Origin of the sequence: Amycolatopsis sp. NPDC101161, assembly GCF_044768185.1 — a bacterium.
Taxonomy (GTDB): Bacteria; Actinomycetota; Actinomycetes; order Mycobacteriales; family Pseudonocardiaceae; genus Amycolatopsis.
Map to the genome: position 1 here is coordinate 391,998 of NZ_JBIWPI010000008.1, position 21,916 is coordinate 413,913.

General features: G+C 73.2%; 27 protein-coding genes. 23 read left to right on the forward strand and 4 right to left on the reverse strand.

Features of this window, described 5'->3' with window-relative positions:
- Positions 1 to 5: 5 nt before the first annotated feature.
- From ACIRSS_RS48410 to ACIRSS_RS48430, 5 genes are all read left to right on the forward strand, one after another.
- Positions 6 to 764 carry an IclR family transcriptional regulator gene (locus ACIRSS_RS48410; RefSeq protein ID WP_400908743.1) on the forward strand — a complete coding sequence of 253 codons (759 nt, stop codon included), beginning with the start codon at positions 6 to 8 and terminating at the stop codon, positions 762 to 764.
- A gap of 83 nt (positions 765 to 847) precedes the next feature.
- Positions 848 to 1,879: a Rieske 2Fe-2S domain-containing protein gene (locus ACIRSS_RS48415; RefSeq protein ID WP_400908746.1), complete on the forward strand. Its 1,032-nt coding sequence runs from the start codon at positions 848 to 850 to the stop codon at positions 1,877 to 1,879.
- The gene (locus ACIRSS_RS48420) at positions 1,876 to 2,040 is read left to right on the forward strand and encodes a hypothetical protein (protein WP_086670152.1); all 165 of its coding nucleotides are present in this window, start codon (positions 1,876 to 1,878) and stop codon (positions 2,038 to 2,040) included. The genes ACIRSS_RS48415 and ACIRSS_RS48420 overlap by 4 nt, the downstream gene beginning before the upstream one ends.
- Positions 2,037 to 2,966, forward strand: coding sequence for a PDR/VanB family oxidoreductase (locus tag ACIRSS_RS48425; protein ID WP_400908749.1), 930 nt, complete (start codon positions 2,037 to 2,039; stop codon positions 2,964 to 2,966). Before ACIRSS_RS48420 ends, ACIRSS_RS48425 begins: the two co-directional genes overlap by 4 nt.
- Positions 2,967 to 2,978: 12 nt before the next feature.
- Positions 2,979 to 3,407, forward strand: coding sequence for a cupin domain-containing protein (locus ACIRSS_RS48430; protein WP_400908751.1), 429 nt, complete (start codon positions 2,979 to 2,981; stop codon positions 3,405 to 3,407).
- Here the strand turns inward: ACIRSS_RS48430 and ACIRSS_RS48435 are convergent.
- Positions 3,404 to 4,366: a zinc-binding dehydrogenase gene (locus tag ACIRSS_RS48435; protein WP_400908754.1), complete on the reverse strand. Its 963-nt coding sequence runs from the start codon at positions 4,364 to 4,366 to the stop codon at positions 3,404 to 3,406. The genes ACIRSS_RS48430 and ACIRSS_RS48435 overlap by 4 nt on opposite strands.
- A 154-nt stretch (positions 4,367 to 4,520) precedes the next feature.
- Between ACIRSS_RS48435 and ACIRSS_RS48440 the strand changes: the two genes are divergently transcribed.
- The 3 genes from ACIRSS_RS48440 (at position 4,521) to ACIRSS_RS48450 (ending at position 7,627) form a co-directional block, all read left to right on the forward strand.
- Complete coding sequence (locus tag ACIRSS_RS48440) at positions 4,521 to 5,645, forward strand: serine hydrolase domain-containing protein (RefSeq protein ID WP_400908757.1); 1,125 nt, start codon at positions 4,521 to 4,523, stop codon at positions 5,643 to 5,645.
- Between the two features lie 41 nt (positions 5,646 to 5,686).
- On the forward strand, positions 5,687 to 5,845 hold the full coding sequence (locus tag ACIRSS_RS48445) for a hypothetical protein (protein WP_400908760.1): 159 nt from the start codon (positions 5,687 to 5,689) through the stop codon (positions 5,843 to 5,845).
- Positions 5,846 to 5,956: 111 nt separating this feature from the next.
- Positions 5,957 to 7,627, forward strand: a complete 1,671-nt coding sequence (locus tag ACIRSS_RS48450; protein WP_400908763.1) for an alpha/beta fold hydrolase — start codon at positions 5,957 to 5,959, stop codon at positions 7,625 to 7,627.
- 58 nt (positions 7,628 to 7,685) lie between these two features.
- Here ACIRSS_RS48450 and ACIRSS_RS48455 read toward each other — a convergent pair whose 3' ends face one another.
- A complete protein-coding gene (locus tag ACIRSS_RS48455) occupies positions 7,686 to 8,582 on the reverse strand; it encodes an SDR family oxidoreductase (protein WP_400908766.1) in 897 nt (298 codons plus the stop codon).
- Between the two features lie 97 nt (positions 8,583 to 8,679).
- Here ACIRSS_RS48455 and ACIRSS_RS48460 point away from each other — a divergent pair, with 97 nt between their 5' ends.
- Positions 8,680 to 9,258, forward strand: coding sequence for a TetR/AcrR family transcriptional regulator (locus tag ACIRSS_RS48460; protein ID WP_400908769.1), 579 nt, complete (start codon positions 8,680 to 8,682; stop codon positions 9,256 to 9,258).
- Here the strand turns inward: ACIRSS_RS48460 and ACIRSS_RS48465 are convergent.
- Positions 9,234 to 9,995, reverse strand: a complete 762-nt coding sequence (locus tag ACIRSS_RS48465; RefSeq protein WP_400908771.1) for a class I SAM-dependent methyltransferase — start codon at positions 9,993 to 9,995, stop codon at positions 9,234 to 9,236. The genes ACIRSS_RS48460 and ACIRSS_RS48465 overlap by 25 nt on opposite strands.
- 170 nt (positions 9,996 to 10,165) lie before the next feature.
- On the opposite strand from ACIRSS_RS48465, the gene ACIRSS_RS48470 reads away from it, so the two are divergent.
- The 4 genes from ACIRSS_RS48470 to ACIRSS_RS48485 all read left to right on the forward strand — a co-directional run bounded on the left by ACIRSS_RS48470 (position 10,166) and on the right by ACIRSS_RS48485 (position 12,293).
- Positions 10,166 to 10,555 (forward strand): STAS domain-containing protein, encoded by a 390-nt coding sequence (locus ACIRSS_RS48470; RefSeq protein WP_400908774.1) that lies wholly within the window; start codon positions 10,166 to 10,168, stop codon positions 10,553 to 10,555.
- The gene (locus tag ACIRSS_RS48475) at positions 10,545 to 11,327 is read left to right on the forward strand and encodes a GAF and ANTAR domain-containing protein (RefSeq protein ID WP_400908776.1); all 783 of its coding nucleotides are present in this window, start codon (positions 10,545 to 10,547) and stop codon (positions 11,325 to 11,327) included. The genes ACIRSS_RS48470 and ACIRSS_RS48475 overlap by 11 nt, the downstream gene beginning before the upstream one ends.
- Positions 11,328 to 11,520: 193 nt before the next feature.
- Complete coding sequence (locus ACIRSS_RS48480; RefSeq protein ID WP_400908779.1) at positions 11,521 to 11,958, forward strand: Hsp20/alpha crystallin family protein; 438 nt, start codon at positions 11,521 to 11,523, stop codon at positions 11,956 to 11,958.
- A gap of 62 nt (positions 11,959 to 12,020) precedes the next feature.
- Positions 12,021 to 12,293 carry a hypothetical protein gene (locus tag ACIRSS_RS48485; RefSeq protein WP_400908782.1) on the forward strand — a complete coding sequence of 91 codons (273 nt, stop codon included), beginning with the start codon at positions 12,021 to 12,023 and terminating at the stop codon, positions 12,291 to 12,293.
- A 39-nt stretch (positions 12,294 to 12,332) separates the two neighbouring features.
- On the opposite strand, the gene ACIRSS_RS48490 is transcribed toward ACIRSS_RS48485, so the two are convergent.
- A complete protein-coding gene (locus ACIRSS_RS48490) occupies positions 12,333 to 12,695 on the reverse strand; it encodes an STAS domain-containing protein (RefSeq protein ID WP_400908784.1) in 363 nt (120 codons plus the stop codon).
- Positions 12,696 to 12,802: 107 nt separating this feature from the next.
- Here ACIRSS_RS48490 and ACIRSS_RS48495 point away from each other — a divergent pair, with 107 nt between their 5' ends.
- The 10 genes from ACIRSS_RS48495 to infA all read left to right on the forward strand — a co-directional run bounded on the left by ACIRSS_RS48495 (position 12,803) and on the right by infA (position 21,697).
- Complete coding sequence (locus tag ACIRSS_RS48495; RefSeq protein WP_400908787.1) at positions 12,803 to 13,267, forward strand: SRPBCC family protein; 465 nt, start codon at positions 12,803 to 12,805, stop codon at positions 13,265 to 13,267.
- Complete coding sequence (locus ACIRSS_RS48500; protein WP_400908790.1) at positions 13,245 to 14,063, forward strand: MerR family transcriptional regulator; 819 nt, start codon at positions 13,245 to 13,247, stop codon at positions 14,061 to 14,063. The genes ACIRSS_RS48495 and ACIRSS_RS48500 overlap by 23 nt, the downstream gene beginning before the upstream one ends.
- Before the next feature lie 121 nt (positions 14,064 to 14,184).
- Positions 14,185 to 16,167 (forward strand): amino acid transporter, encoded by a 1,983-nt coding sequence (locus ACIRSS_RS48505; protein ID WP_400908792.1) that lies wholly within the window; start codon positions 14,185 to 14,187, stop codon positions 16,165 to 16,167.
- A gap of 155 nt (positions 16,168 to 16,322) precedes the next feature.
- Positions 16,323 to 17,276, forward strand: coding sequence for a hypothetical protein (locus tag ACIRSS_RS48510; protein ID WP_400908796.1), 954 nt, complete (start codon positions 16,323 to 16,325; stop codon positions 17,274 to 17,276).
- Entirely contained in the window at positions 17,276 to 17,686 is a 411-nt protein-coding gene (locus ACIRSS_RS48515) for a phage holin family protein (protein ID WP_400908798.1), read from the forward strand. The genes ACIRSS_RS48510 and ACIRSS_RS48515 overlap by 1 nt, the downstream gene beginning before the upstream one ends.
- Positions 17,683 to 18,291 carry a DUF3618 domain-containing protein gene (locus tag ACIRSS_RS48520; protein WP_400908800.1) on the forward strand — a complete coding sequence of 203 codons (609 nt, stop codon included), beginning with the start codon at positions 17,683 to 17,685 and terminating at the stop codon, positions 18,289 to 18,291. Before ACIRSS_RS48515 ends, ACIRSS_RS48520 begins: the two co-directional genes overlap by 4 nt.
- Before the next feature lie 91 nt (positions 18,292 to 18,382).
- The gene (locus tag ACIRSS_RS48525) at positions 18,383 to 19,888 is read left to right on the forward strand and encodes a phosphodiester glycosidase family protein (RefSeq protein ID WP_400908802.1); all 1,506 of its coding nucleotides are present in this window, start codon (positions 18,383 to 18,385) and stop codon (positions 19,886 to 19,888) included.
- Positions 19,889 to 19,917: 29 nt separating this feature from the next.
- Positions 19,918 to 20,532 (forward strand): TMEM175 family protein, encoded by a 615-nt coding sequence (locus ACIRSS_RS48530; protein WP_400908804.1) that lies wholly within the window; start codon positions 19,918 to 19,920, stop codon positions 20,530 to 20,532.
- Between the two features lie 171 nt (positions 20,533 to 20,703).
- Positions 20,704 to 21,486, forward strand: a complete 783-nt coding sequence (locus tag ACIRSS_RS48535) for a GNAT family N-acetyltransferase (protein WP_400908807.1) — start codon at positions 20,704 to 20,706, stop codon at positions 21,484 to 21,486.
- A complete protein-coding gene (gene infA, locus ACIRSS_RS48540) occupies positions 21,476 to 21,697 on the forward strand; it encodes a translation initiation factor IF-1 (RefSeq protein WP_364462868.1) in 222 nt (73 codons plus the stop codon). The genes ACIRSS_RS48535 and infA overlap by 11 nt, the downstream gene beginning before the upstream one ends.
- The last annotated feature ends 219 nt before the right edge of the window (positions 21,698 to 21,916 follow it).

Here is a 21,916-nt window from a genome sequence, read left to right on the forward strand (position 1 = left end):
TGGTCATGCCGCGTCGAGGTCGGGTTCCGGGGGCCACCGGGCCCGTGCTCGGGCGGGCGCTGCGGGTGCTCGCCGCCTTCACCCCCGACCGGCCCGCCCTGCGCCTGTCCGAGGTCGCGCGGCGGGCCGGGCTGCCCGCCGCCACCGCGCACCGCGTCCTCGGGGAGTTCTGCGAGTGGGGCGCGCTCGAGCGGGACGAATCGGGCATCTACCGCGTCGGGCTGCGGCTGTGGGAGCTCGGCGCGCTCGCGCCGCGGGGGCTCGGGCTGCGCGAACGCGCCCTGCCGTTCCTCGAAGACCTTTCCCAGATCACCCGCGAGAACGTCCAGCTCGCCGTCCGCGAGGGCACCGAAGTCGTCTACATCGAGCGGATCGCCGGGACCGGGGCCGTGCCCGTGCTGACGCGCGTCGGCGGGCGGTTCGCGCTCACCGCGACCGGGGTCGGGCTCGTGCTGCTCGCCCACGCGCCCGCCGACGTGCAGGAGGACGTCCTGCACCGCCCGATCGAGCGGTACACCCCGGAGACCGTCACCGACCCGGACCGGGTGCGGCACCTGCTGGCCGACGTCCGCACGCACGGCTTCTCCATCAGCGACCGCCAGGTCACCAGCGACGCCCTGTCGGTCGGCGCGCCGATCCACGACGGGCGGGGCCAGGTCGTCGCGGCCGTGTCGCTCGTCGTCCGGTACGGCAGCGCGGCCCCGCACACGCTGGCGCCGCTGGTGATGACCAGCGCCCGCGCGATCTCCCGCGCTCTCGGCTGACCTTTCCGTCTTATGGAAACGCCCTTCGTGGGCCCCGGGCCGTTCCCGCACGCTGTGAACCCCGCCACGAAAGGACGAAACCGATGAGCGCGATCCCCCGCGACCAGTGGTACGTCGCCGCCTACGGCAGCGAAATCGGCCAGGACCTGTTCAGCCGCACCGTCTGCGGCGAGCCGATCCTGTTCTGGCGGACCCGCGAAGGCGCCGTCACCGCGATGGCCGACCGCTGCGTGCACCGGCGGTTCCCGTTGTCGCAGGCCCCTTCCCGGCTCGTCGACGACCAGGTCGTCTGCGGCTACCACGGCTTCACCTACAGCGCCGACGGCAAGTGCGTGGCCGTCCCCGGCCAGGCGCGGGTGCCGCGGACCGCACGGCTGCGGCACTACCCCTTGGTGGAGCAGGATTCCTTCGTCTGGGTGTTCATCGGCGACCCGGAAAAGGCGGACACGGCGAAGATCCCGCGGGCGCCCTACCTCGACTCCCCCGGCTACACGACGGTCGCCGGCATGGAGCCGCTGAAGGCGCGGTTCTCGCTGCTGGTCGACAACCTGCTCGACCTGTCGCACGAGACCTACCTGCACGGCGGCTACATCGGGACCCCGGAGGTCGCGGAGACGCCGATCACGACCGAGGTCGACGACGAGGCCGGCATCGTCTACGTCTCCCGGCACATGGCCGACGCCGCGTGCCCGCCGTTCTACGCCAAGTCCACCGGCCTGCAGGGCCGGATCACGCGCTGGCAGGACATCGAGTACACCCCGCCGTGCCTCTACAAGCTGCACAGCCGGATCGCGCCGGTCGGGTCCGTGCCGAACCCCGACGGCAGCGACCCGGACGCCTTCCACGTCGAGGTCGTCTACGCGATCACGCCCGAGACCGAAAACTCGACGCACGACTTCTGGGCGGTGGCCCGGGACTTCGCCCTCGACGACGACGGCGTGTCGGCGTTCCTGGCGGAGAACAACCGCACGGTCGTCCTGCAGGACGTCGAAGCGCTCGACGTCCTGGAGCGGGTGATCGCCGCCGAACCGGACGGCTACCAGGAGCTGTCGGTCAACATCGACACCGGCGGCCTCGCGGCGCGGCGGATGCTGCAGCGGCTGGTCACGTCGTGACGCGGCCGATGCTCACCGGCGACCGCGTCTACCGCATCCACTGGGTCCTGGGCACCGACCGGCTGCGCGCGGTCTGCCACTGCTCGGCCGAGCGCGAGTTCGAGGACCCGGTGCAGCTCTGGGAATGGCTCCTCGCCCACCCCGAAGGACACGACGCATGACCCTCGAACTGGTGTTGTCCCACAAGGAAAAGATCGCCGACGGAGTCGTCCGGCTGACGCTCCGGGCGCCCGGCGGCGAGCCGCTGCCGGCCTGGGAACCGGGGGCGCACGTCGACCTCGTGCTCCCGGGCGGCGTCCGGCAGTACTCGCTGTGCGGGCGGCCGGAGGACACGTCGGCGTACCAGGTCGCGGTCCTGCGGGAGCCCGACGGGCGCGGCGGCTCGGCGTACGTGCACGACGAACTCGTTGCCGGGCAACGGGTTTCCGTGGAAGGGCCGCGCAACCACTTCGCGCTCGTCGACGCCAAGCGCTACCTGTTCCTCGCGGGCGGCATCGGCATCACGCCGATCCTGCCGATGCTCGAGCGGGTCGCCGGGACGGGCCGCGAGTGGCAGCTCGTGTACGGCGGCCGCACGCGTTCGTCGATGGCCTTCACCGGCGAGCTGAGCCGGCACGAGGGGCGCGTGACGCTCCGGCCGCAGGACGAGCACGGCCTGCTCGACCTGCCGGGCCTGCTGGCCGAGCCCCAGCCGGACACGGCGGTGTACTGCTGCGGGCCGGAACCGCTGCTGGCCGCCGTGGAAGCGCACTGCGCGGGGTGGCCCGAGGACGCGCTGCACGTCGAGCGGTTCACCCCGAAGGCGGACGACGGCGCGCGCACGGCGTTCGAGGTCGAGCTGGCCGGGTCCGGCCGGGTGCTGGCGGTCCCGGCGGACCGGTCGATCCTGGAGGTCGTCGAGGAGTCCGGTGCGATGGTGCTGTCGTCGTGCCGGGAGGGCACGTGCGGCACCTGTGAGACGGGCGTCCTCGGCGGCGAGCCGGACCACCGCGACTCGGTGCTGACGGCGGCGGAACAGCGGGCCGGGGACGTCATGATGATCTGCGTCTCGCGATCGTGTTCCTCCCGCCTGGTGCTCGACCTCTGAGAGGATGGCGGCATGACCGACCTCTGGCACCAGCCGCTGCGGCACATCCGCGGCGCGGACCTGACCGGCGACACGAACCAGACGAGCGGGATGAACCGCCTGGAGGCGATCTCCGGCAAGACGGTGGGTTCGCAGAAGGTCTGGATGGGCGAGACGCACGTCGCGCCGGTCACGAACTCGGGCGACCACCACCACGGCGAGGCCGAGACGGCGATCTACGTCAAGTCCGGCCACCCGGTGTTCGTCTTCGCCGACGGCGACGAGGAGGTCCGCATCGAGGCCGGCCCGGGTGACTACATCTTCGTGCCGCCGTACGTGCCGCACCGCGAGGAGAACCCGACGGACGAAGAGGCGGTGGTGATCATCGCGCGCAGCAGCCAGGAGGGCATCGTGGTCAACCTCCCGAGCCTGTGGGCCCCGGTCGAGGTTCCCGGCTCCTAGGGCACCACGACCAGCTTCCCGCTCGCCTGGTCGCCTTCCATGTACCGGTGGGCCTCGACGATCTCCTCCAGCCCGAAGACGCGGTCGACGTTCGGCCGGTAGACCCCCGCCTCCACCTCGCCCACGATCCGCTGCAGCACGTCCGCGCGGCCCTTCAGGTCGTCGCTGTGGAAGGCCGTCAGGCGGGTGCCGGACGGGATCATCGCCACCGGCTGGAAGTCCGCGATCGACCAGCCGCTCAGCGAGCCCGCCACGCAGACCACGCCGCCGCGGCGGACCAGCTTCAGCGAGTCCACCGCCGTGCGGGCGCCGACCAGGTCCAGCACGTGGTCGGGGCCGTCGGGCCACGGCAGCGCCAGCGGGCCGCCGTCGTCGATGAGGACGTGGGCGACGCCGGCCGCGGTCAGCGCGGCCGCCTTGTCCGGCCGCCGGGTCGTCGCCGCGATCTCGGCGCCGTGGCCCGCCGCGATCGACGCCGCCGCCAGCCCGACCGACGACGTCCCGCCGCGGATCAGCAGCCGCGTCCGGCCGATGCCCAGCGCGTCCAAGGCGCCCTGGGCGGTCAGGTACGTCTCGGGCAGCGCGGCCAGGACGTCCCACGGCAACGCCGTCGTGAGCGGCATCAGCAAAGCGTTGGGCAGCAACGCGTATTCCGCGTAACCGCCGTCGAACTCCCGCCCCATCTCGCCCATCACGGCCGCGACCGTCGTGCCCTCCGGCAGCGCCGGATCGGTCGACTCGGCCACGACACCCACGCATTCGATGCCGAGCACGCGCGGGAACCGCACGTTCGGCGAATGCCCCTGCCGGGTCCGCAGCTCCGACCGGTTCAGGCCCGCGCCCAGCACCCGGACGAGGCTCCAGCCGGCCCGCACCGCCGGCACCGGCACCTCGCGGATCTCCAGCACCTCCGGGCCACCGGCTCCGACGCAGACCGCCGCGCGCATAGTCGTGCTCACGAGCGCGACCGTGCCACGGCCAAGATCCGTCCGGCAACGCATTTTTCCGCGCGGTAGCGCCAGCGCTACCCCCGATCCGGTAGCCCGCGCTACTGATCTCCGCGCCCGGTTCGAGCAGCATTTCCGCTATCGATCCGGACATGGAGGAGAAACGATGCGCAAGGGTGTGGCGATCTTGACCGTGGCGGGGCTGCTGGGCACCGTCACCACGGCGGCAGCCGCCGCGGACACGAAGTCCCCGGTGCAGGACAGCCTCAACGCACTGGTGAGCCAGGAGAAGTTCCCCGCCGCCCTGGCCTGGGTGGGTGACCGCGGCGGTTCGACGTCGCTGGTCGCCGGGTCCGCCCGGCTGGACCGGCGGGTGCCCGTGCCGCGCGACGGCCGGGTGCGGGCGGGCAGCAACACTAAGACGTTCACCGCGGTCGTCGTCCTGCAGCTGGTGGCCGAAGGCCGGGTCGAGCTGGACGCGCCGATCGAGAAGTACCTGCCCGGGCTGGTGCGCGGCGAGGGCATCGACGGCCACGCCATCACCGTCCGGCAGCTGCTGCAGCACACCAGCGGGCTGCCGAACTACACGGCCTACATCGGCGTCGAGAACTTCGAGGACGTACAGCACGAGTTCTTCCAGCCCCACGACCTGCTCGCCGCGGCACTGGCCCACCCGGCGGAGTTCGCGCCCGGCACCAAGTGGGAGTACAGCAACACCAACTACCTGCTGGCCGGCCTGCTGATCGAGCGCGTGACCGGGCGCCCGGTGCAGGAGCAGATCACCCACCGCGTGATCGAGAAGGCGGGCCTGCGCGACACGTACTGGCCGCAGCCCGGCGACCAGACGATCCAGGGGCCGCACCCGCACGGCTACGCACTGGCCAACAGCACGGGCACGAAGGTCGTCGACGCGACCGAGATGGACCCGTCGTGGGGCGGGGCGGCCGGCCAGCTGATCTCGACGCCCAGCGACCTCGCGCGGGTCGACCGGGCGCTGCTCGAGGGCAAGCTGCTGCCGCCCGCGCAGCTCGCCGAGATGCGCAAGACGGTCGACGCGCCCCTGTTCCCGGGCTGGCAGTACGGCCTCGGCCTCTTCCGCGTCCCGCTCAGCTGCGGCGGCGTCTACTGGGGCCACGGCGGCGACATCGACGGCTACGAGACCCGCGGCGGCGCCACCGAGGACGGCCGTTCGGTCGGCCTGGCCGTGACCGCGCTGCCGGGCACCTTCGGCGACCCCGAGAAAGCGGCGAAGGCCGTCCTGTCCGCAGTGGACACCGCGTTCTGCTCGTGACGGGCCCGCTTGGCCCGGCGGTTCCCGGGTAACCGGGTCTCATGACCGAAGCCGAGAACGGACCCATCACCCCCGACGCGCCGCGCCCGCCCGGGACGCCGGAGCTCGACCTCGACGTCCCCGTTCCGGAGACCGACCGCGACGAGCCCGAGCACCAGGACGTCGACGAGGACGCCGCGGAGCCCGAGCCGCCGAGCTGATCACCGGATAGAGGGAATTCGCGGTGCCGTCGGTGGTCTCCGGGCTGCTCGCGCCCGTCCCGCCGTGCTTGGGTGTTCCCGGGTTACCGGGAGCGAGGAAGGAAAGCTGCGGTGCGGACGTCCAAAGCGGGGCTGGCGGTCGCCGTCTCGATCCTCGTGGCGGCGACGGCGCCGGCCGCGGCGACGACGCCCGATCCGCTCGCGCCCTACCTGACGCAGAAGGTCGACTGGGGCAGCTGCCCGTTCAAGGGCGGGAAGGCCCAGTGCGCGCGGATCACCGTGCCGCGGGACTGGTCCGCGCCGTCGCCCGGGACCGACCTGAAGGTGTCGGTCAGCCGCGCCGCCGCGACCGGCGAGCGGCGCGGCGCGATCCTGGTCAACCCGGGCGGGCCCGGCGGCCAGGGCACCTCGCTCGCCGGCGCGCTGGCCGGCCTGGAACCGGCGGTCAACGAGCACTACGACTTCATCGGCATGGACCCGCGCGGCACCGGCCAGGAGGGCGGCGACGACGCGGGGTTCGTCTGCCGGGTGCCGACCGGGCGGCTGCCCGCCGAGGACGACCTCGACGCGCGCGACCGCTCGGCCGCCAGCATCGCGGCGCACCAGCGGACACCGCGCGCGGTCGCGGAGGCCTGCCAGAGCGACGCGCTCGCGCCGTTCGTCACGACGTGGCAGACCACGCACGACATGGACCTGATCCGCGCCCTGCTGGGCGACGAGAAGCTGAACTACCTCGGCTACTCCTACGGCACCTGGCTCGGCGCGAAGTACGCGTCGCTGTTCCCGGAGCACGCCGGCCGGGTCGTGCTCGACTCCAGCGTCAACTTCGAGGGCCGGCTGCAGGCCGCGTTCGAAGCGTTCCCGAAGATCGACCAGCGCCAGTTCGACCGCGTCTACGCGCCGTGGCTGGCCCGGCGGTTCCCGGACCAGCTCGGCAAGTCCGTCGCGGAGGTCGAGAAGACCTGGGAGCGGGTGCGCGGCTACTTCCGCGACCAGGGCGTCTCCCCGGACATCTTCGACCACGTCTTCGTCGGCAACGGGAGCCCGAAGCAGTGGCTGGTCGGCGCGCTCATCTTGACCAAGGGCGTGGCGGCCCTCGACGGCACCAAGCCGGCCCCGCCCGCCGCACTGGCCGACGACCTCGACCGCGTCTCCCGCGCGGAGTTCGGCGTCCCGGCGGCCCGGCTGACGGCGGCGGACGTGGCGCCGCCCGAGCCCGACTACGCGGACGTGGGCGGCACCCGCCTGGCCGTGGCGTGCGGCGACCAGCCGACCCGCGCGGCGACCTGGTACAAGCTGCTGAGCGACCTGCAGGGCCCGGCGTACCCGTTGTTCGGCTGGGCGTACGGGCTGAGCGAGCCGTGCGGGTTCTGGTCCGACCTCCCCCGCCACCCGCTGCCGACGCTGCCGGCGGAGGCAGCGAAGAACGTGCTGGTGGTGCAGGGCGAGTTCGACCCGCAGACGGGCTACGAGCAGGCCGAGGCGGCGGCCCGGGCGGCCGGCGTCCCGATGGTGTCGGTGGCGGATTCGCCGTTCCACGGCCAGTACGCGGTCAGCGGCAACTCCTGTGTGGACGCTCTGGTGAGCGGCTGGTTCCTGGGCGCCCCCCGCCCGGCGGCGACGATCTGCCCGGGGGTGCCGCTGCCGGGCGAGAAGAAGGTCTACCCGGTGACGGGCCCGGCGGGCGAGGCGACCGAGCCACCGGAGCCGGCCCCCCGGGACGCGCTTTCGCCCACGCGGCAGCAGCTCCAGGACCGGATCAGCGCCGTCAACCGCGGCTAGAGCCGGTCTGCCGCGGCTGGTCGTGAGTGAGAAACAGTGTTAGAACACTGTTTCTCACTCACGAGCCGGAGTAGGCGCCCGTGTCGAGGTCCTCGATCAGCGTCGGCCCGTCCGGAACCCAGCCGAGCAGTTCCTGCGTCGCCGCGCTCGTCGCCGCCAGGTCCATCGCGAAGAACCCGCCGATCCAGCCGTAGTGCGCCGCGACGTCGTCCGGGGCCACCGAGGCGACCGGCAGGTCGAACGCCCGGCCGATCGCCTCCGCGATCTCCTTCGTCGGCACGCCCTCCTCGGCCACCGCGTGCAACCGCGTCCCCGCTGGCGCCTTCTCCAGACCGAGCACGACCATGCGCGCCGCGTCCTTCACGTGGACCGCGGCCCAGCGGTTCGCGCCGTCGCCCGGGTAGGCCGACACGCCCTTCTCGCGGGCGATCGCCGACAGGACCGCGATGAACCCGTGGTCGCCGGTGCCGTGCACCGTCGGGGAGAACCGCAGGCTCACCGGCCGCACGCCGCGGTCGGCGTACTCCAGCGCCAGGTTCTCCGCGCCGCCGCGCGGGGAGTCCGGACCGTGGAACGGGGACGCGTCGGCCTCGGTCACCGGGTGGCCCTGCCGGATGCCGGCGACCCCGGACGCCAGCAGCAGCGGGCGGCCGCTGCCGGAAAGCGCGTCGCCGAGGGTCTCGACGGCGGCGCGCTCGGCCGCGTTCGACACGGCGGGGTTGGCGAAGTCGTGCTTGTTCGCCAGGTGGATGACGGCGTCGGCCGCCTCGGCGCCGGCGCGGATGCCGGCCAGGTCGTCGAGGTCGCCGCGGCGGACCTCGACGCCCTTCGCCTCGAGCTTCGCGGCGGACGCGGCCGACCGGGCCAGCCCGCTGACCTCGTGGCCGGTGGCGAGCAGCTCGTCGACGACGGCGGAGCCGATCCAGCCGGAGGCTCCGGTGACGAAAACGCGCATGGCGTGCAACTCCTTCAAGAGAGGGTGACGATGTCAGTCGCTGACATCGTCACCCTACGCCTCCATGTCAGCCGCTGTCATCACCTAGAATCGAACCATGGTGCGCTGGGAACCCGGAACCGCGGAACGGCTGCAGAAGGCCGCGCTCGAGCTGTTCGCCACCCGCGGGTACGAACAGACGACCGCCGCGGAGATCGCGCAGTCCGTCGGCCTCACCGAACGCACCTTCTTCCGGCACTTCAGCGACAAGCGCGAGGTGCTCTTCCAGGGGCAGGAACTGCTGGTCCAGGCGTTCCTCGACGGCATCGACGCCGCCCCGCCGGACGCCTCGCCGCTCGAGATCGTCGCCCGCGCGCTGCGGTCGGCGGCGACCTTCTTCCCGGACGAGCGCCGCCCGCACTCCCGCACGCGGCAGTCGGTGATCGACCGCAACCCGGCGCTGCAGGAACGGGAGCACCACAAGCTGACGACCCTGGCCACGACGGTCGCCGCCGCCCTGCGCGCCCGGGGCGTCGACGAAGTCGCGGCCACGCTGGCGGCGGAGTCGGGCGCCACCGTGTTCGGGATCGCGTTCACCCGGTGGCTGCGGGAGGAAGGGTCACTGGCCGACATCGCGACCGAAGTGTTCGACGAACTGCTGACGCTCGCCGCTCAGGCCTTGCGCCCCACGAGGTGAAAGACGCGGCTGAGCCCGCGGTAGGGATCGCGCCGGCCGGCCTCGAGCTCGGCGGCCGCGACCCGTTCGGCGTCGGCCGGGTCCACCTCGGCGCGGGCGAACCCGAGCCAGTCGACGAACAGCCAGACCCCGTACCACCGCACGGGTTCCACGCCCCGGGCCCGGAGCAGCTCGCTCAGCTCCTCGACGGTGTCCGCCCGCGTCGGGACGCCCAGCACGCCGATCTCGCTCCGCGTGTCGAACGCCGCCAGCGCGTCCTCCCACCGCTGCTCCAGCGCCGGCCGGACCGCCATCGCGTGGGCGTTGCCCGTCATGATCGAGACGACGCCCCCGGGAGCGGCGACGCGGCACAGCTGGTCGACCACCGGCTCCGGCCGCTCGAGGTACCCGAGGACGCCGTGGCACAGGACGGCGTCGAAGCGCCGGCCGCCGACGGCCTCCTCGGCGTGCTCGCCGTCGGACTCGATGAACGCCACGCGCTCGGCACCCGGCCGTTGCCGCGCCTTGGCCAGCATCGCCGGGGACGGGTCCAGCAGCGTGACGGCGTACCCGGCCTCGGCCAGCGGGAAGGATTGGTGGCCGGCGCCGCCGCCGACGTCGAGGACCGTGGCCGGCGGGGGCGGGAGGTGCTCCAGCAGCTGCCGGTGCAGGACGTAGGTGCGCACCCGGCCCTTCACCGACGCGTAGGCGTCGTCGGCGAACTGGCCGGCCAACGCGGCCCAGGTGTCGTCACCCACGCGGCTCACGGTACCGGCGCGCGGCTCGTGACTCCGGGGTGCCGCGCGGGGTAGTGTCGTCGTCGCTGCGGTTGAGCACAGCAGCCGCCTCCTGGAACCCCATGGGCCCGCGCGATCCCGCGCCGGCCGGGACCGGCGGGCCGGGCCCGCCTCGTCGAGGTGAGGACGCCATGCACGACACCATCACCCGTCCGGGCATCGCCCAGCTGGCGGGGTTGCCGTCCCGGACGGCGATCACGACGACGGCCGAGCGCACGGTCGTGGCCGTCACGGGCGAACTGGACCTGGCGCGGACCGACCGCCTGGCGTCGTTGCTGGGCGAAGAGCTCGACCTGGCACCGAGCGCCCTGGTCATCGACCTGACCGGGCTGGCCTTCTGCTCGGCCCGCGGGCTGGGCGTGGTCCTGGACGCGGTGTCGGCGGCCCGCGCGGCCGGGGTTCCCGTGGCCGTCGTCGCCGAGGGCCGGGCGGTGCTGCGGCCCATCAAGGCCCTGGGGCTCGAGGGCGCGCTGCCCCTGCACCGGACGCTCGCCGACGCGACGGAGCACCATGACCTCTGAGCAGGAGTGGCAGCGCGACAAGGAAACCTTCGTCGCCGGCGAAACCCGGCCCGGTCCGCTCGCGGGCGAGTTCGCCCGGCTGACCGCCCGGCTGCTGACCGCCTCCAGCGTCGAGGACGTCCTCCAGCGCGTCCTCGAGGCCACCACGCTGATGGTCCCTTCGGCCGACCTCGCCAGCTTCACGCTGATCGGTCCCGACGGGCAGTTCCACACGCCCGCGGAGACGGGCGAGGTCGCCATCGAGCTCGACCTGCTGCAGTACCGGTTCCGGGAAGGGCCGTGCGTCGAGGCGGCCGAGCCCGCCGGACCCGCCGTCGCGATCGCGCCCGACCTCGCCGACGAGCCCCGCTGGCCACAGTGGGCCCCCGCCGCGGCGGGCCTCGGCGTGCGGGCCGTCGTCTCCACCGCGCTCATCCCCGGCGCGCCCACCGGCCGGTCCGTCGGCGCGCTCAACGTGTACTCGCGTTCCGCGGGCGGCCTGGACGAAGCCGACCGCGACGTCCTCCTGCTGCTGGCCACGCACGCGTCGCTGGCCCTCGCGGCCACCGACGCCGTCACGCGCGGCGAGCTGCAGGCCGCGCACCTGCGCAAGGCGATCGACAGCCGGGACGTGATCGGCCAGGCGAAAGGCATCATCATGGCCCGCCGCGGCGGCTCGGCCGACGAGGCGTTCGACGTCCTGCGGCGCACCTCCCAGGACCTGAACGTCAAGCTGGCCGAGCTGGCCCGGACCCTCGCCGAACGGCACGCGGAGATCGACCTGCCCGGCTGACGCGGCGTCGGTTCCCCGGAGCAGCCGGCCGGCGGGGGCGAGCCGCCGGCCGGTCAAGTAGCCGATCGGCGGCCGCGATCCCCGTCGAGCGGCTTGCGTCATCACATCGACGACCTACCTCTTGTCATCGTTCGGACGACATGTTAGAACGGTAGTGCGTGTTGACACCCCGATGTCGAACAGGAGGAGAACGATGTTGATGCGCACCGACCCGTTCCGCGAGCTCGACCGCTTCGCCCAGCAGGTCTTCGGCAGCCCCGGCACCTGGTCCAAGCCGGCCGCGATGCCGATGGACGCCTACCGCTCCGGCGACGAGTTCGTCGTCTGCTTCGACCTGCCCGGCGTCACGAAGGACGCCATCGAGCTCGACATCGAGCGCAACGTCCTGACCGTCAAGGCCGAACGGCGGCCCCTCCCCGGCGGCGACGACGTCCAGATGCAGGTCTCCGAACGCCCCCTCGGCGTCTTCTCGCGCCAGCTCTTCCTCGGCGACACCCTCGACGCCGACCACATCAAGGCCGACTACGAGGCCGGTGTCCTGACCCTGCGCATCCCGGTCGCCGAAAAGGCGAAGCCGCGCCGCATCGAAATCGCCGGCGCGGAGTCCGACCGGAAGCAGCTCAACGCCTGACGCACCCGGCCGCGGCGGACCGGCTCCGGCCGGTCCGCCGCGAAGGGCTTTCGAGGAAGCGCATGACCGATCCCGTCCAGGCCGCGGCGGAGCGGATCTTCGCCGCCGCCGAAGAACTCGGCACCACCCGTCAGGAAGCGGTGCTCGTCACGCGCGCGGTGCACGCGGTCAAGAACGGCCGCCCCACCGACGTCGCGCTCACCGACTCCGGGCCGCACCGGCGGCGCCGGCTCGCCCACGTCGTCGGCTGCGCGCTCTGGGACCCGAAGCTGGACGCGGACGCCGTGCTCGCCGCCGTCACGAGCAGCGCCCGAAAACCGCGCGCCGCGGCCTGATCCCACGCCGTAAGTACACAGTGGACGTCCACTGTGGAGTCACCGCCGGTCGCGGATCCACGCGCGGGCGTCTTCGACGGTCGCGTGCACCGCGAACGCCTCGTCCAGCCGGCTCAGCCGCACCGCGCGCAGCACCGGGTACCGGTCGGCGACCACCGCGAGCGGCACGCCGTCCTCCGACGTCCGGGCGGCGAGCTCGGCCAGCACCTGCAGGCCCGCCGACCCGCAGAACCCGATCCCGTCCAGGTCGACGATGAGCGCACCCGGCCCGTCGGCCAGCACTTCGCCGGCCTGGGCGCGCAACACCGGCGCGGTGGCGAGATCCAGGTCACCCGCGGCCGCGACGACGACGGCCTCGGGTGTCGTGCGCACCCGCACGGTCAGCGTCCGCTCCTCGGTCACCGCGTCTCCCTTCCGCCGGTGCCCGACTTTAAGCGGCCCGCATCGTTTTGTCATCGATTCGCGGGGTAACCGGGGCTGGACCGCAGAAGAGGAAGGAGACGCCCACGATGAGCACCGTGACCGAGACCGTCGACGTCGAAACCGATGTCAGCACGGCGTACAACCAGTGGACCCAGTTCGAGTCCTTCCCGCACTTCATGGAAGGCGTCGACGAGATCAGGCAGCTCGACGACACGCACACGCACTGGAAGATCAGTGTCGGCGGCCAGACGCGTGAGTTCGACGCGACGATCACCGAGCAGCACCCCGACGAGCGCGTCGCCTGGAAGTCGGACACCGGCCCGAACCACGCCGGCGTGGTGACGTTCCACCGCCTCGACGACCGGCACACGCGGGTCACCGCGCAGCTGGACATCGACCCCGAGGGCTTCGTCGAGAACGTCGCCGACAAGCTCGGCGTCCTCGACCGCCGGGTCAAGAGCGACTTGGGTCGCTTCAAGACCTTCATCGAGGAGCGCGGCGGCCGCGAAACCGGCGCGTGGCGCGGTGATGTCGAGCGGCCCGGGAACTGAGCCGACGGACACGCCGGCGACCGCCCCCGCCGTCACCTGGACGGCGGGGGCGGTCGCGCGCATGCTCGGCCTGCCCCCGTCGACGCTGCGCGCGTGGCACCGCCGGTACGACCTGCGGCTCACCACGCCCCAGACGGGCAGCCACCGCAGGTACGGCCGGGCCGACGTCGACGCCCTGCTCCGCATGAAGCACCTGATCGACCAGGGGCTCGGCGCGGAATCCGCCGCCGCGCGGGCGTTCCACGCCGGCGGCACCGACGTCGAGACGCTGCTGACCGCGGTCCGGCAGCTGAAGATCGACACCGCGACCGCGCTGCTGGACGCCCACCTGGGCGGCCACGACGTCGTCGGCACGTGGGACCTCCTGTGCCGGCCCGCGTTGCACGCCCTGGGCGGCCACGACCGGCGCATCGACCTGGTGCACGGGCTGGCGTGGGCCGTCGCCGCGGCGCTGCACCGCATCCCCACGCCCGGCAGTGCTTCCCCATCGGTGCTGCTCGCCTGCGCCGACGGCGATCGGCACACGCTGCCGCTGGAAGCCTTGCGCGCGGCCTTGGCCGAACAGGGCCGCGCGGCGGTGTTCCTGGGTGCGTCCATTCCGGACCCGGCGCTGCGGGACGCGGTGGCCCGGACGCACCCGGCGGCCGTGGTGCTGTGGGCGAGCCGGGTGGTGGTGCCCCCGCGCCGGCTGCGGGTGCCCCTGGTCGTCCTGGCCGGGCCGGGCTGGCCACGCCACACCGGACGGGCGGCCCGTCCGGCGACGCTCGGCGACGCCGTGGCGCTCCTTTCCCGGTGACGGGCCCGCGGGTATCGGGGTCGAGGCGGTGATCGACACCCGCTACCCGGCCTGCGCGGCCCGCCCGGCGCGCGTCGGGCATCCTTGTGCCCGGAGTTGTCCAGGCGATGAGGGGACGAGGATGGGTGCTTCACCCGAGGTGACCATGCCGGCGAACGTCGACAGCCCGGTACCTCCGAAGCCGCCGGCCTCCGGGCTGGCGCGGTGGCTGCTGGAGCACCGGGTGGCACCCGTCGGCCGGCAGGGCGGCGAGGACCACGGCACCCCGCAGTCCTGGTGGAAGGTCATGTGCCTGACCGGCGTCGACTACTTCTCCACCCTCTCCTACCTGCCCGGCATCGCCGCGCTCGCCGCCGGGGCGCTTTCGCCGCTGGCGACCTTGCTGATCGTCGCGCTGACCCTGCTCGGCATGCTGCCGATGTACCGCCGGGTCGCCCGCGAAAGCCCGCACGGCCAAGGCTCGGTCGCGATGCTGGAGGACCTGCTGCCGTTCTGGCGCGGGAAGCTGTTCGTCCTCACGCTCCTCGGCTTCGTCGCGACGTCGTGGATCATCACCATCACGCTGTCGTCGGCGGACGCCACCGTGCACATGCTGGAAAACCCGTACCTGCCGGGCTTCCTGCACGGTCACGCCGTCCTCATCACCGTCGTGCTGCTGCTGATCCTCGGCGGGGTGTTCCTGCTGGGCTTCAGCGAGGCGGTCGGCGTCGCCATCCCGCTCGTCGCGGTCTTCCTGGTGCTCAACGCCGTGGTGACGGTCGCCGGCGTGATCGACCTGCTCGGCGACTCCGCGGCGCTGTCCCGCTGGACCGACGTGCTCACCGCGGGCGGCGGCGGGTTCGGCGGCATCGTCGGGCCGGCCGTGATCGCGTTCCCGCTGCTGGTGCTGGGCCTCTCCGGGTTCGAAACCGGCGTCAGCATGATGCCGCTGGTCGCCGCGAGCGGGAAGACGCCGGAAGAAAAGCTGGAGTCGCGGATCCGCAACACGCGCAAGCTGCTGACCGCCGCCGCGCTGATCATGTCGGTGTTCCTGATCGCGACCAGCTTCGTCACGACCGTGCTGATCCCGGCGGACGCGTTCAAGGAAGGCGGCGAGGCCAACGGCCGGGCCATGGCCTACCTCGCCCACCACGAGCTGGGTGAGATCTTCGGCACCGCCTACGACATCAGCAGCGTCCTGATCCTCTGGTTCGCCGGCGCGTCGGCGATGGCCGGGCTGATCAACATCGTCCCGCGGTACCTGCCGTCCTACGGCATGGCGCCGGAGTGGGGCCGCGCGGTGCGGCCGGTGGTGATCGTCTACACGGTGATCAGCATCCTCATCACGGTCGCCTTCGGCGCCGACGTCAACGCGCAGGCCGGGGCGTACGCCACCGGCATCCTCGCGATGATGGTCTCGGGATCGGTCGCGGTCAGCATCTCGGCGATCCGGCGGCACCAGCGCGGCGCGGCGATCGGGTTCGGCGTGCTGACGCTCGTCCTGGTGTACGCGCTCGTCGAGAACGTCATCGAGAAGCCGGACGGCATTGCCATCTCGGCCTTGTTCATCCTCGGCATCATCGTCGTCTCACTGGTTTCGCGGGTGTCGCGGACGACGGAGCTGCGGGCCGAGCGCATCGAGTTCGACGAGGAGGCCCGCCGGTTCATCGAGGATTCGCTCGCCAACGACGGCGCGCTGCACATCATCGCCAACAAGCGGCAGGGCGGCGACGAAGCGGAGTACTCGGCCAAGGAAGCCGAGCAGCGGTCGATGAACCCGGTTCCCGGCGCCGCCGACGTCCTGTTCCTCGAGATCGACGTCGTGGACCCGTCGGAGTTCAGCAACGTGCTGAAGGTGCGCGGCGTCGACGTCGACGGCTACCGGATCCTGCGCGCGGACAGCCCCGCGGCGCCGAACGCGATCGCGGCGATCCTGCTGGCCCTGCGCGACGTCACCGGCGTCCGGCCGCAATGCCACTTCGAGTGGGCGGAGGGCAACCCGCTCGGGCACTTGTTCCGCTACTTGATCCTGGGCCGCGGCGACACGGCCCCGGTGGTCCGGGAGATCATCCGCAGCGCGGAGAAGGACCCGGCCCGCCGCCCGGGCATCCACGTCGGCGGCTGACTGCCGGCACCTCTCGACACACTCACCGCCTCCGCGAGCGGGCTACCCGCCTTCGCGGCGGACACGCGTGCCCGTTTACGCGGGTGGCGCCCGGGTAGCCCGCGGCTCTACGAAGCCGAGGGCACCGGAAGTGCCCCTCCCGCAAGGAGGTCGAGATGACACAGGGACCCGGCGGCCAGTCACCGCCGTCGACGACGGACACCGCGAAGGACGAGGCACGCGAGGTGGCCACCACGGCCGCCGACCGCGGGGGCGAGGTCGCGCAAACCGCCGCCCACGAGGCGAAACACGTCGCCGAGCACGCCCAGCGGGAAGCGCGTGACCTGCTTCGCGAAGGCCGCGCGCAGCTCGAATCCCAGGCGCGGGACGGCCAGCGGAAGGCAGCGCAGAGCCTCCACCAGCTGGCGGGCCAGCTGGACCGGATGGCCGAACAGACCGACTCCCCCGGCGTCGCCGCCGACGTCGCGCGTCAGGTTTCGGACCGGACGCGGTCGGTCGCGGACTGGCTGGAGCACCGCGAACCCGGCGACCTGCTCGACGAAGTACGGCGTTTCGCCCGCCGCCGTCCCGGGACCTTCCTGGTCGGCGCGGCGGTGGCCGGCGCCCTCGTCGGGCGGCTCACCCGGGGCGTCGTCGCCCAGCAGCAGCGGGAAGGCACCCCGGACGGCCAGGCGGCCGCGGCCACCCCGCCCTCGCACCCCGGACCGGCCGGGGTCCCGCCGGTGCCACCGGCGCCCGGCCCGGGCGGCACGGGGTACCCGCCGCCGGTGGCCCCGGGCGGGTACAGCGCACCGCAACCGGGCGGCCCGGTCGCTCCCGACGGTCTCATCGCGCCGCCGCCTGGCCCGGGTGGCCACACCGCGCCCGGCTCCGGTGCGGCCGAGGCGCCCCAGCCCGGCCCCGGCGGCCACACCGCGCCCCAGGCCGGTTCTGGTCGACACACCGCGCCCGGCTCCGGTGCGGCCGACGCGCCCCAGCCCGACCCTGGTCACCTCGACGCGCCGCCGACCACGCCCGGCGGGTTCGCCGCGCCCCAGCCGGGCGGGTACGCGCCGCAGCCGCCCCTGCCGCAGCCCAGCCGCCCCGCCGCGCCCAAGCAGGTGCCGTGATGACTCAGCCACCCAGCCCCCACCCCGATGTCGCCGACAGCTCGGTCGGCGAGCTGATGTCCAACGTCATGAAGGACCTCTCCACCCTCGTACGGCAGGAGGTGGAACTGGCCAAGGCCGAGACGAAAGCCGAGGCCACCAAGGCGGCCAAGGGCGCCGGCCTGGTCGGCGGTGCCGGGTTCGCCGGCTACATGGTGCTGCTGTTCCTGTCCGTCGCGCTGTGGCAGGCCCTCGAGAACGTCATGGACGGGGGCTGGGCCGCGCTGATCGTGGCCGCGGTGTGGGCGGTCGCCGGCGCGGTCCTCTACGCCACCGGGCGTGGCGAGTTCCGCCGCGTCAACCCGAAACCCGAACGGACCGTCGAAACCCTGCAGCAGGTCCCGGACGCACTGAAAGGCGAACGACCATGACCGAACCGGACCGGATCCGCCGGGAAATCGAAGGCACGCAACGGAACCTGAGCACCGACGTCAACGCGCTGACCGAGAAGGTGAGCCCCGGCCGCATCGTCGAGCGCCGGGTCGGCCGGGTGCGGACGGCGTTCGGCAACGCCAAGGACCGCGTCATGGGCGCCGCCGACCACCACGCGTCGGCCGCCGGGGACAAGGCCGGCTCGGTCGCCTCGACCGCGCAGGACAAGGTGAGCTCCGCGGCCGACGCCGTGTCCGACGCCCCGCGGCAGATCCGCCGCGGCACGCAGGGCAACCCGCTGGCGGCCGGCCTGATCGCCTTCGGCGCCGGCTGGCTGGTGTCGTCGCTGCTGCCGGCGAGCGAGCCGGAGCGCAAGCTGGCGGGCCAGGCGACGGACTTGGCGCGCGAGCAGCTGGCCCCGGTCGCCCAGCACGCGGCGGAAGAGCTGCGGGACAACCTGCGCGAGCCGGCGCAGCAGGCGGTCGAGTCGGTGAAGTCCGAAGCCGCCGACAGCGCGTCGACGGTGAAGGAAGAAGCGCGCTCGGCCACGGGCGACGTCACCGACCGGGCACAGGAGGCCCAGCGGAACGTGCGCTCGTCGTGAGCCTCCCCGGGGGCACGGCCGTCGCGCCGTGCCCCCGGGAGTTCAACCGGAACCCACGCGCGGTCCACCCCGGCGGGGTAGCTTGCACCGCGTGAAGACGAGGATGCCGCTCGCCCTGACCCTGTCCGCCGCGCTGACCCTGGCGCTGAGCTCCCCGGCCCAAGCTCACGGCGAGGACGTGCTCGCGCCGGGGCTGACCGTCTCCACCACGGTCACCGGCGACGGCACGGGCCACAACTCCTGGACCGTCACCGCGCAGGTGCCCGGCGGGTCGAGCCCCGACCCGGACGCGCCGGCGTCCGTGCTCGGCAGCCGCGAGCACGCCGAAACACTCGTGACCTCCTTGCATGACAAGGGTTTCGCCGCGCGCGCCGAAGAGGTCGACTGGCCCGCCTTCGCCGACACCCCGCGCGGTGCCCTCGGCTGGCGCGTGCGGGTCGGCTCCTTCGCCGACCGCGCGCAGGCCGCCGCCACCGCGAGCGCCCTGACCGCGAACGGCTTCTCCGGCGCCGTCGAGTGGACCGGCCAGGACGGGCCGGAAGCCCAAGGGCCGCAACGCGTCCGGGTCGCCGTCGTCGATCCGCGGCGGTTCCGCGGCGACGTCGTGGCCTCGCACGGCGAGTCGGTCGCGGGCCGGCGCACGACGTCGGCGCTGGCCGCCGCCGCGGGCGCGCTCGTCGGGACCAACGGCGGCTTCTTCGTCATCGACCCGCGCGACGGCATCCCCGGGGAACCCGCCGGTATCGGTGTCTACCAAGGCCTTCTGCAGAGCGAAGCCACCACCGGACGGCCCGCGCTGCTGCTCGGCGACCGGCCGTCGATCGGCGTCCCGCGCACCGCGCTCACCGTCGGCGGCCGCGAGGTCAACGGCGTCAACCGCAAACCCGGCCTGATCCGCAACTGCGGCGAGCCCGGCGACGTCCCGACGGACCGGCCGCTGCACGACACGACCTGCACCCACGCGGACGAACTGGTGCTGTTCACCCCGCAGCTCGGCACGCCGACCCCGGCCGGCGACGGCGTCGAAGCCGTGCTGGACGCCCACGACGTCGTCACGGCGGTACGTCCCGCCGGCGGTGCGGTGCCGGCGGGCGGGCACACCGTGCAGGGCATCGGCGCGGCGGCGACGTGGCTGACCGGGAACGCGCGGCCCGGCACGCGGCTGCCGGTCTCGACGCGCGTCTTCGAGGGCTTCCGCCCGGTCCACCCGGCCGGCGTGGTCAACGGCGGCCCGTGGCTGGTCCGCGACGGCCGGATCGCGGTGGACGCGGCGTCGGACGGCATCGTGCACCCGGGCGACCCGTCGTTCGTGTACGGGTGGGGCGTCAAGCGCAACCCGCGCACGATGGTCGGCCTCGACCGGCAGGGGCGGCTGCTGATCGTCACCGCCGACGGGCGTCAACCGGGCTTCGCCGAAGGGCTTTCCCTGATAGAGGGCGCGAAGCTGATGGCACGGCTCGGCGCGGTGGCGGCGATCAACCTCGACGGCGGCGGCTCGACGGCGATGGCGATCGACGGCAAGCTGGTCAGCTCCCCCTCGGACGCGACGGGCGAACGCCCGGTCGGCGATGCGCTGCTGGTGCTGCCGCGGCGGTGACCCGCGCGACCGTGGTGTTGGATGGCCGCGTGGAACAGAAGAAGTCGTCCGAGCGGCTGGTGTTCTTCACCGACGCCGTGGTCGCGATCGCCCTGACGTTGCTGGTCCTGCCGCTCACCGACCTGGTACCCGACCTGGTCGCGGAGCACCGGCCCGCGGTGGAGGCGGTGACGCACAACTGGTCGAAGATCGTCAGCTTTCTGCTCAGCTTCCTCGTGATCGGCCGTTTCTGGTCGGTCCACCACCGCATCTTCGAGCACGTGCGCGCGTACAGCACCGCGCTCGTCCGCGTCAACTTCTGCTGGCTGCTGACGATCGCCCTGCTGCCGTTCCCGACCGAGCTGATCGGCGCCTACCAGTCCGAGCGCTTCACCGTGGTGTTCTACCTCGGGACGTTGCTGGCCAGCAGCCTGTGCCACACGACGATGGTGTTCATCATCCGGCGCGACCCGCAGATCCGCGGGGACGCCGAACCCGTGTCGGACGAGACGTGGTGGAACCACGTGCTGAGCGCGGTCGTGTTCGCGCTCGCGGTCGTGGTGGCGCTGATCAAGCCCGGCCTCGGCTACTACGTGCTGCTGTTGCTGCTGTTCCCGGCGCGGATCGCCCTCTGGCTGCGGGCCCGGCGCACCGCCGATAAATGAGTTGGGCGCGGGGGTGCCGGGTCGCTATCGTGCCGGAGACCGTGACTCGACGCCGGGAGGTGAGCCCCATGAACGCTGTTTCGATGTGGGTGCTCCCCTCGTCGTCACGGTCGGGCGACTGACGTAGGGGTCGCCGGGAGCGCTTCGAGCACTCCCGAGAGGTACGAACCCATGCAAACCACGCATTTCATCGCGGGCGAGCCCGCGGTCGTGATCACGCGCGTCGCGGCGCGGCATTGGCACGCGCTGGAGGACGACGTCGTGGTCGGCCGCGGCGAAGCCACCACCCGGCCCGACGGGCGGACCTTCCTCAGCATCGACTCCTGGCACCGCTCGGTCTTCGACCAGCTCGCCGACGCGATGCTCGCGGACCTGCCCGCTCCCTTGTACACGGTCGTCGACGAAGTCCACACCGACCTGACGGCGGGGTGGGAACGAGCCGGCTTCACGCTCCGCCGGCGTGAGTGGGAATGCCTGGTGCCCACCGCGCAGCGGACCACCGCCCCACCGCCGGGCGTGACGATCGTGCCGCGCGGCTCGGCTTCGGAAGGCCCGTTGCGCGCGCTGGACCGCGTGGTCCGGGCCGAGGTCGAAGCGAGCGTCGGCTGGCAGGAGATGCCGGCCGAGATCCTGCCCCGGACGGCCGGGGACACCATCGTCGACCCGGGGCTCTACGCGGCCGCGGCCGAAGGCGACGAGTACGTCGGCCTGGTCCGGGTGGTCCAGGTGACGCGGCTGCCGCGCATCGGCCTGATCGCCGTCCGCGCGGACCGGCAGCGCCGCGGCATCGCCCGGGCGCTGCTGACCGGAGTACTGGACTCGTTGCACCAGGCGGGAATCCCGACGGCGTCGGCCGAAGTGAACGAAGCCAACCCGGCGGCGACGGCGCTGTTCGAGAGCGTCGGCGCCCGGCGGGCGGGCAGCACCCTGGAGCTGGTGCGCCATGGCGAATAAGGGCGGCATCGAAGTCGAGGGCACCGTGATCGAGTGCCTGCGCAACGCCACCTTCAAGGTGGAACTGCCGAACGGGCACCACGTCCTGGCCCACATCAGCGGGAAGATCCGGAAGAACTACATCAAGATCCTGCCGTTCGACCGGGTCCTGGTGGAGCTGAGCCCGTACGACCTCGCCCGGGGCCGCATCCTGTTCCGCTACCGCACCTAGTCCGGGACGGTCGTGGGGGGGGAACACGGGTGTAAAACACGGTCCCCCACACCCCCCGGGCGGGCCCGTGGGGGTGGAGCGCCCCGCGCCCCCGGGGGGGGGGGGGTGGGACCCCCGCGCGCGGGCCGGGGTGGCGGGGGGCGCGACCCCCCCGCCCCCCCCCCCCACCACCTACTCCCGCAACCCGATCGCATCGATCGGCCGCGCCCGAAGCGCCAC

Bases quoted from the DNA above. Each gene is read 5' to 3' on its own strand.
- ACIRSS_RS48515 (WP_400908798.1), top strand. From the start codon at position 17,276: ATGACTCAGCCACCCAGCCCCCACCCCGATGTCGCCGACAGCTCGGTC.
- ACIRSS_RS48455 (WP_400908766.1), bottom strand. From the start codon at position 8,582: ATGCGCGTTTTCGTCACCGGAGCCTCCGGCTGGATCGGCTCCGCCGTC.
- ACIRSS_RS48470 (WP_400908774.1), top strand. From the start codon at position 10,166: ATGCACGACACCATCACCCGTCCGGGCATCGCCCAGCTGGCGGGGTTG.
- ACIRSS_RS48500 (WP_400908790.1), top strand. From the start codon at position 13,245: ATGTCGAGCGGCCCGGGAACTGAGCCGACGGACACGCCGGCGACCGCC.
- ACIRSS_RS48460 (WP_400908769.1), top strand. From the start codon at position 8,680: ATGGTGCGCTGGGAACCCGGAACCGCGGAACGGCTGCAGAAGGCCGCG.
- ACIRSS_RS48425 (WP_400908749.1), top strand. From the start codon at position 2,037: ATGACCCTCGAACTGGTGTTGTCCCACAAGGAAAAGATCGCCGACGGA.
- ACIRSS_RS48495 (WP_400908787.1), top strand. From the start codon at position 12,803: ATGAGCACCGTGACCGAGACCGTCGACGTCGAAACCGATGTCAGCACG.
- ACIRSS_RS48410 (WP_400908743.1), top strand. From the start codon at position 6: ATGCCGCGTCGAGGTCGGGTTCCGGGGGCCACCGGGCCCGTGCTCGGG.
- ACIRSS_RS48480 (WP_400908779.1), top strand. From the start codon at position 11,521: ATGTTGATGCGCACCGACCCGTTCCGCGAGCTCGACCGCTTCGCCCAG.
- ACIRSS_RS48510 (WP_400908796.1), top strand. From the start codon at position 16,323: ATGACACAGGGACCCGGCGGCCAGTCACCGCCGTCGACGACGGACACC.
- ACIRSS_RS48440 (WP_400908757.1), top strand. From the start codon at position 4,521: ATGCGCAAGGGTGTGGCGATCTTGACCGTGGCGGGGCTGCTGGGCACC.
- infA (WP_364462868.1), top strand. From the start codon at position 21,476: ATGGCGAATAAGGGCGGCATCGAAGTCGAGGGCACCGTGATCGAGTGC.
- ACIRSS_RS48475 (WP_400908776.1), top strand. From the start codon at position 10,545: ATGACCTCTGAGCAGGAGTGGCAGCGCGACAAGGAAACCTTCGTCGCC.
- ACIRSS_RS48445 (WP_400908760.1), top strand. From the start codon at position 5,687: ATGACCGAAGCCGAGAACGGACCCATCACCCCCGACGCGCCGCGCCCG.
- ACIRSS_RS48520 (WP_400908800.1), top strand. From the start codon at position 17,683: ATGACCGAACCGGACCGGATCCGCCGGGAAATCGAAGGCACGCAACGG.
- ACIRSS_RS48430 (WP_400908751.1), top strand. From the start codon at position 2,979: ATGACCGACCTCTGGCACCAGCCGCTGCGGCACATCCGCGGCGCGGAC.
- ACIRSS_RS48535 (WP_400908807.1), top strand. From the start codon at position 20,704: ATGCAAACCACGCATTTCATCGCGGGCGAGCCCGCGGTCGTGATCACG.
- ACIRSS_RS48485 (WP_400908782.1), top strand. From the start codon at position 12,021: ATGACCGATCCCGTCCAGGCCGCGGCGGAGCGGATCTTCGCCGCCGCC.
- ACIRSS_RS48505 (WP_400908792.1), top strand. From the start codon at position 14,185: ATGGGTGCTTCACCCGAGGTGACCATGCCGGCGAACGTCGACAGCCCG.
- ACIRSS_RS48415 (WP_400908746.1), top strand. From the start codon at position 848: ATGAGCGCGATCCCCCGCGACCAGTGGTACGTCGCCGCCTACGGCAGC.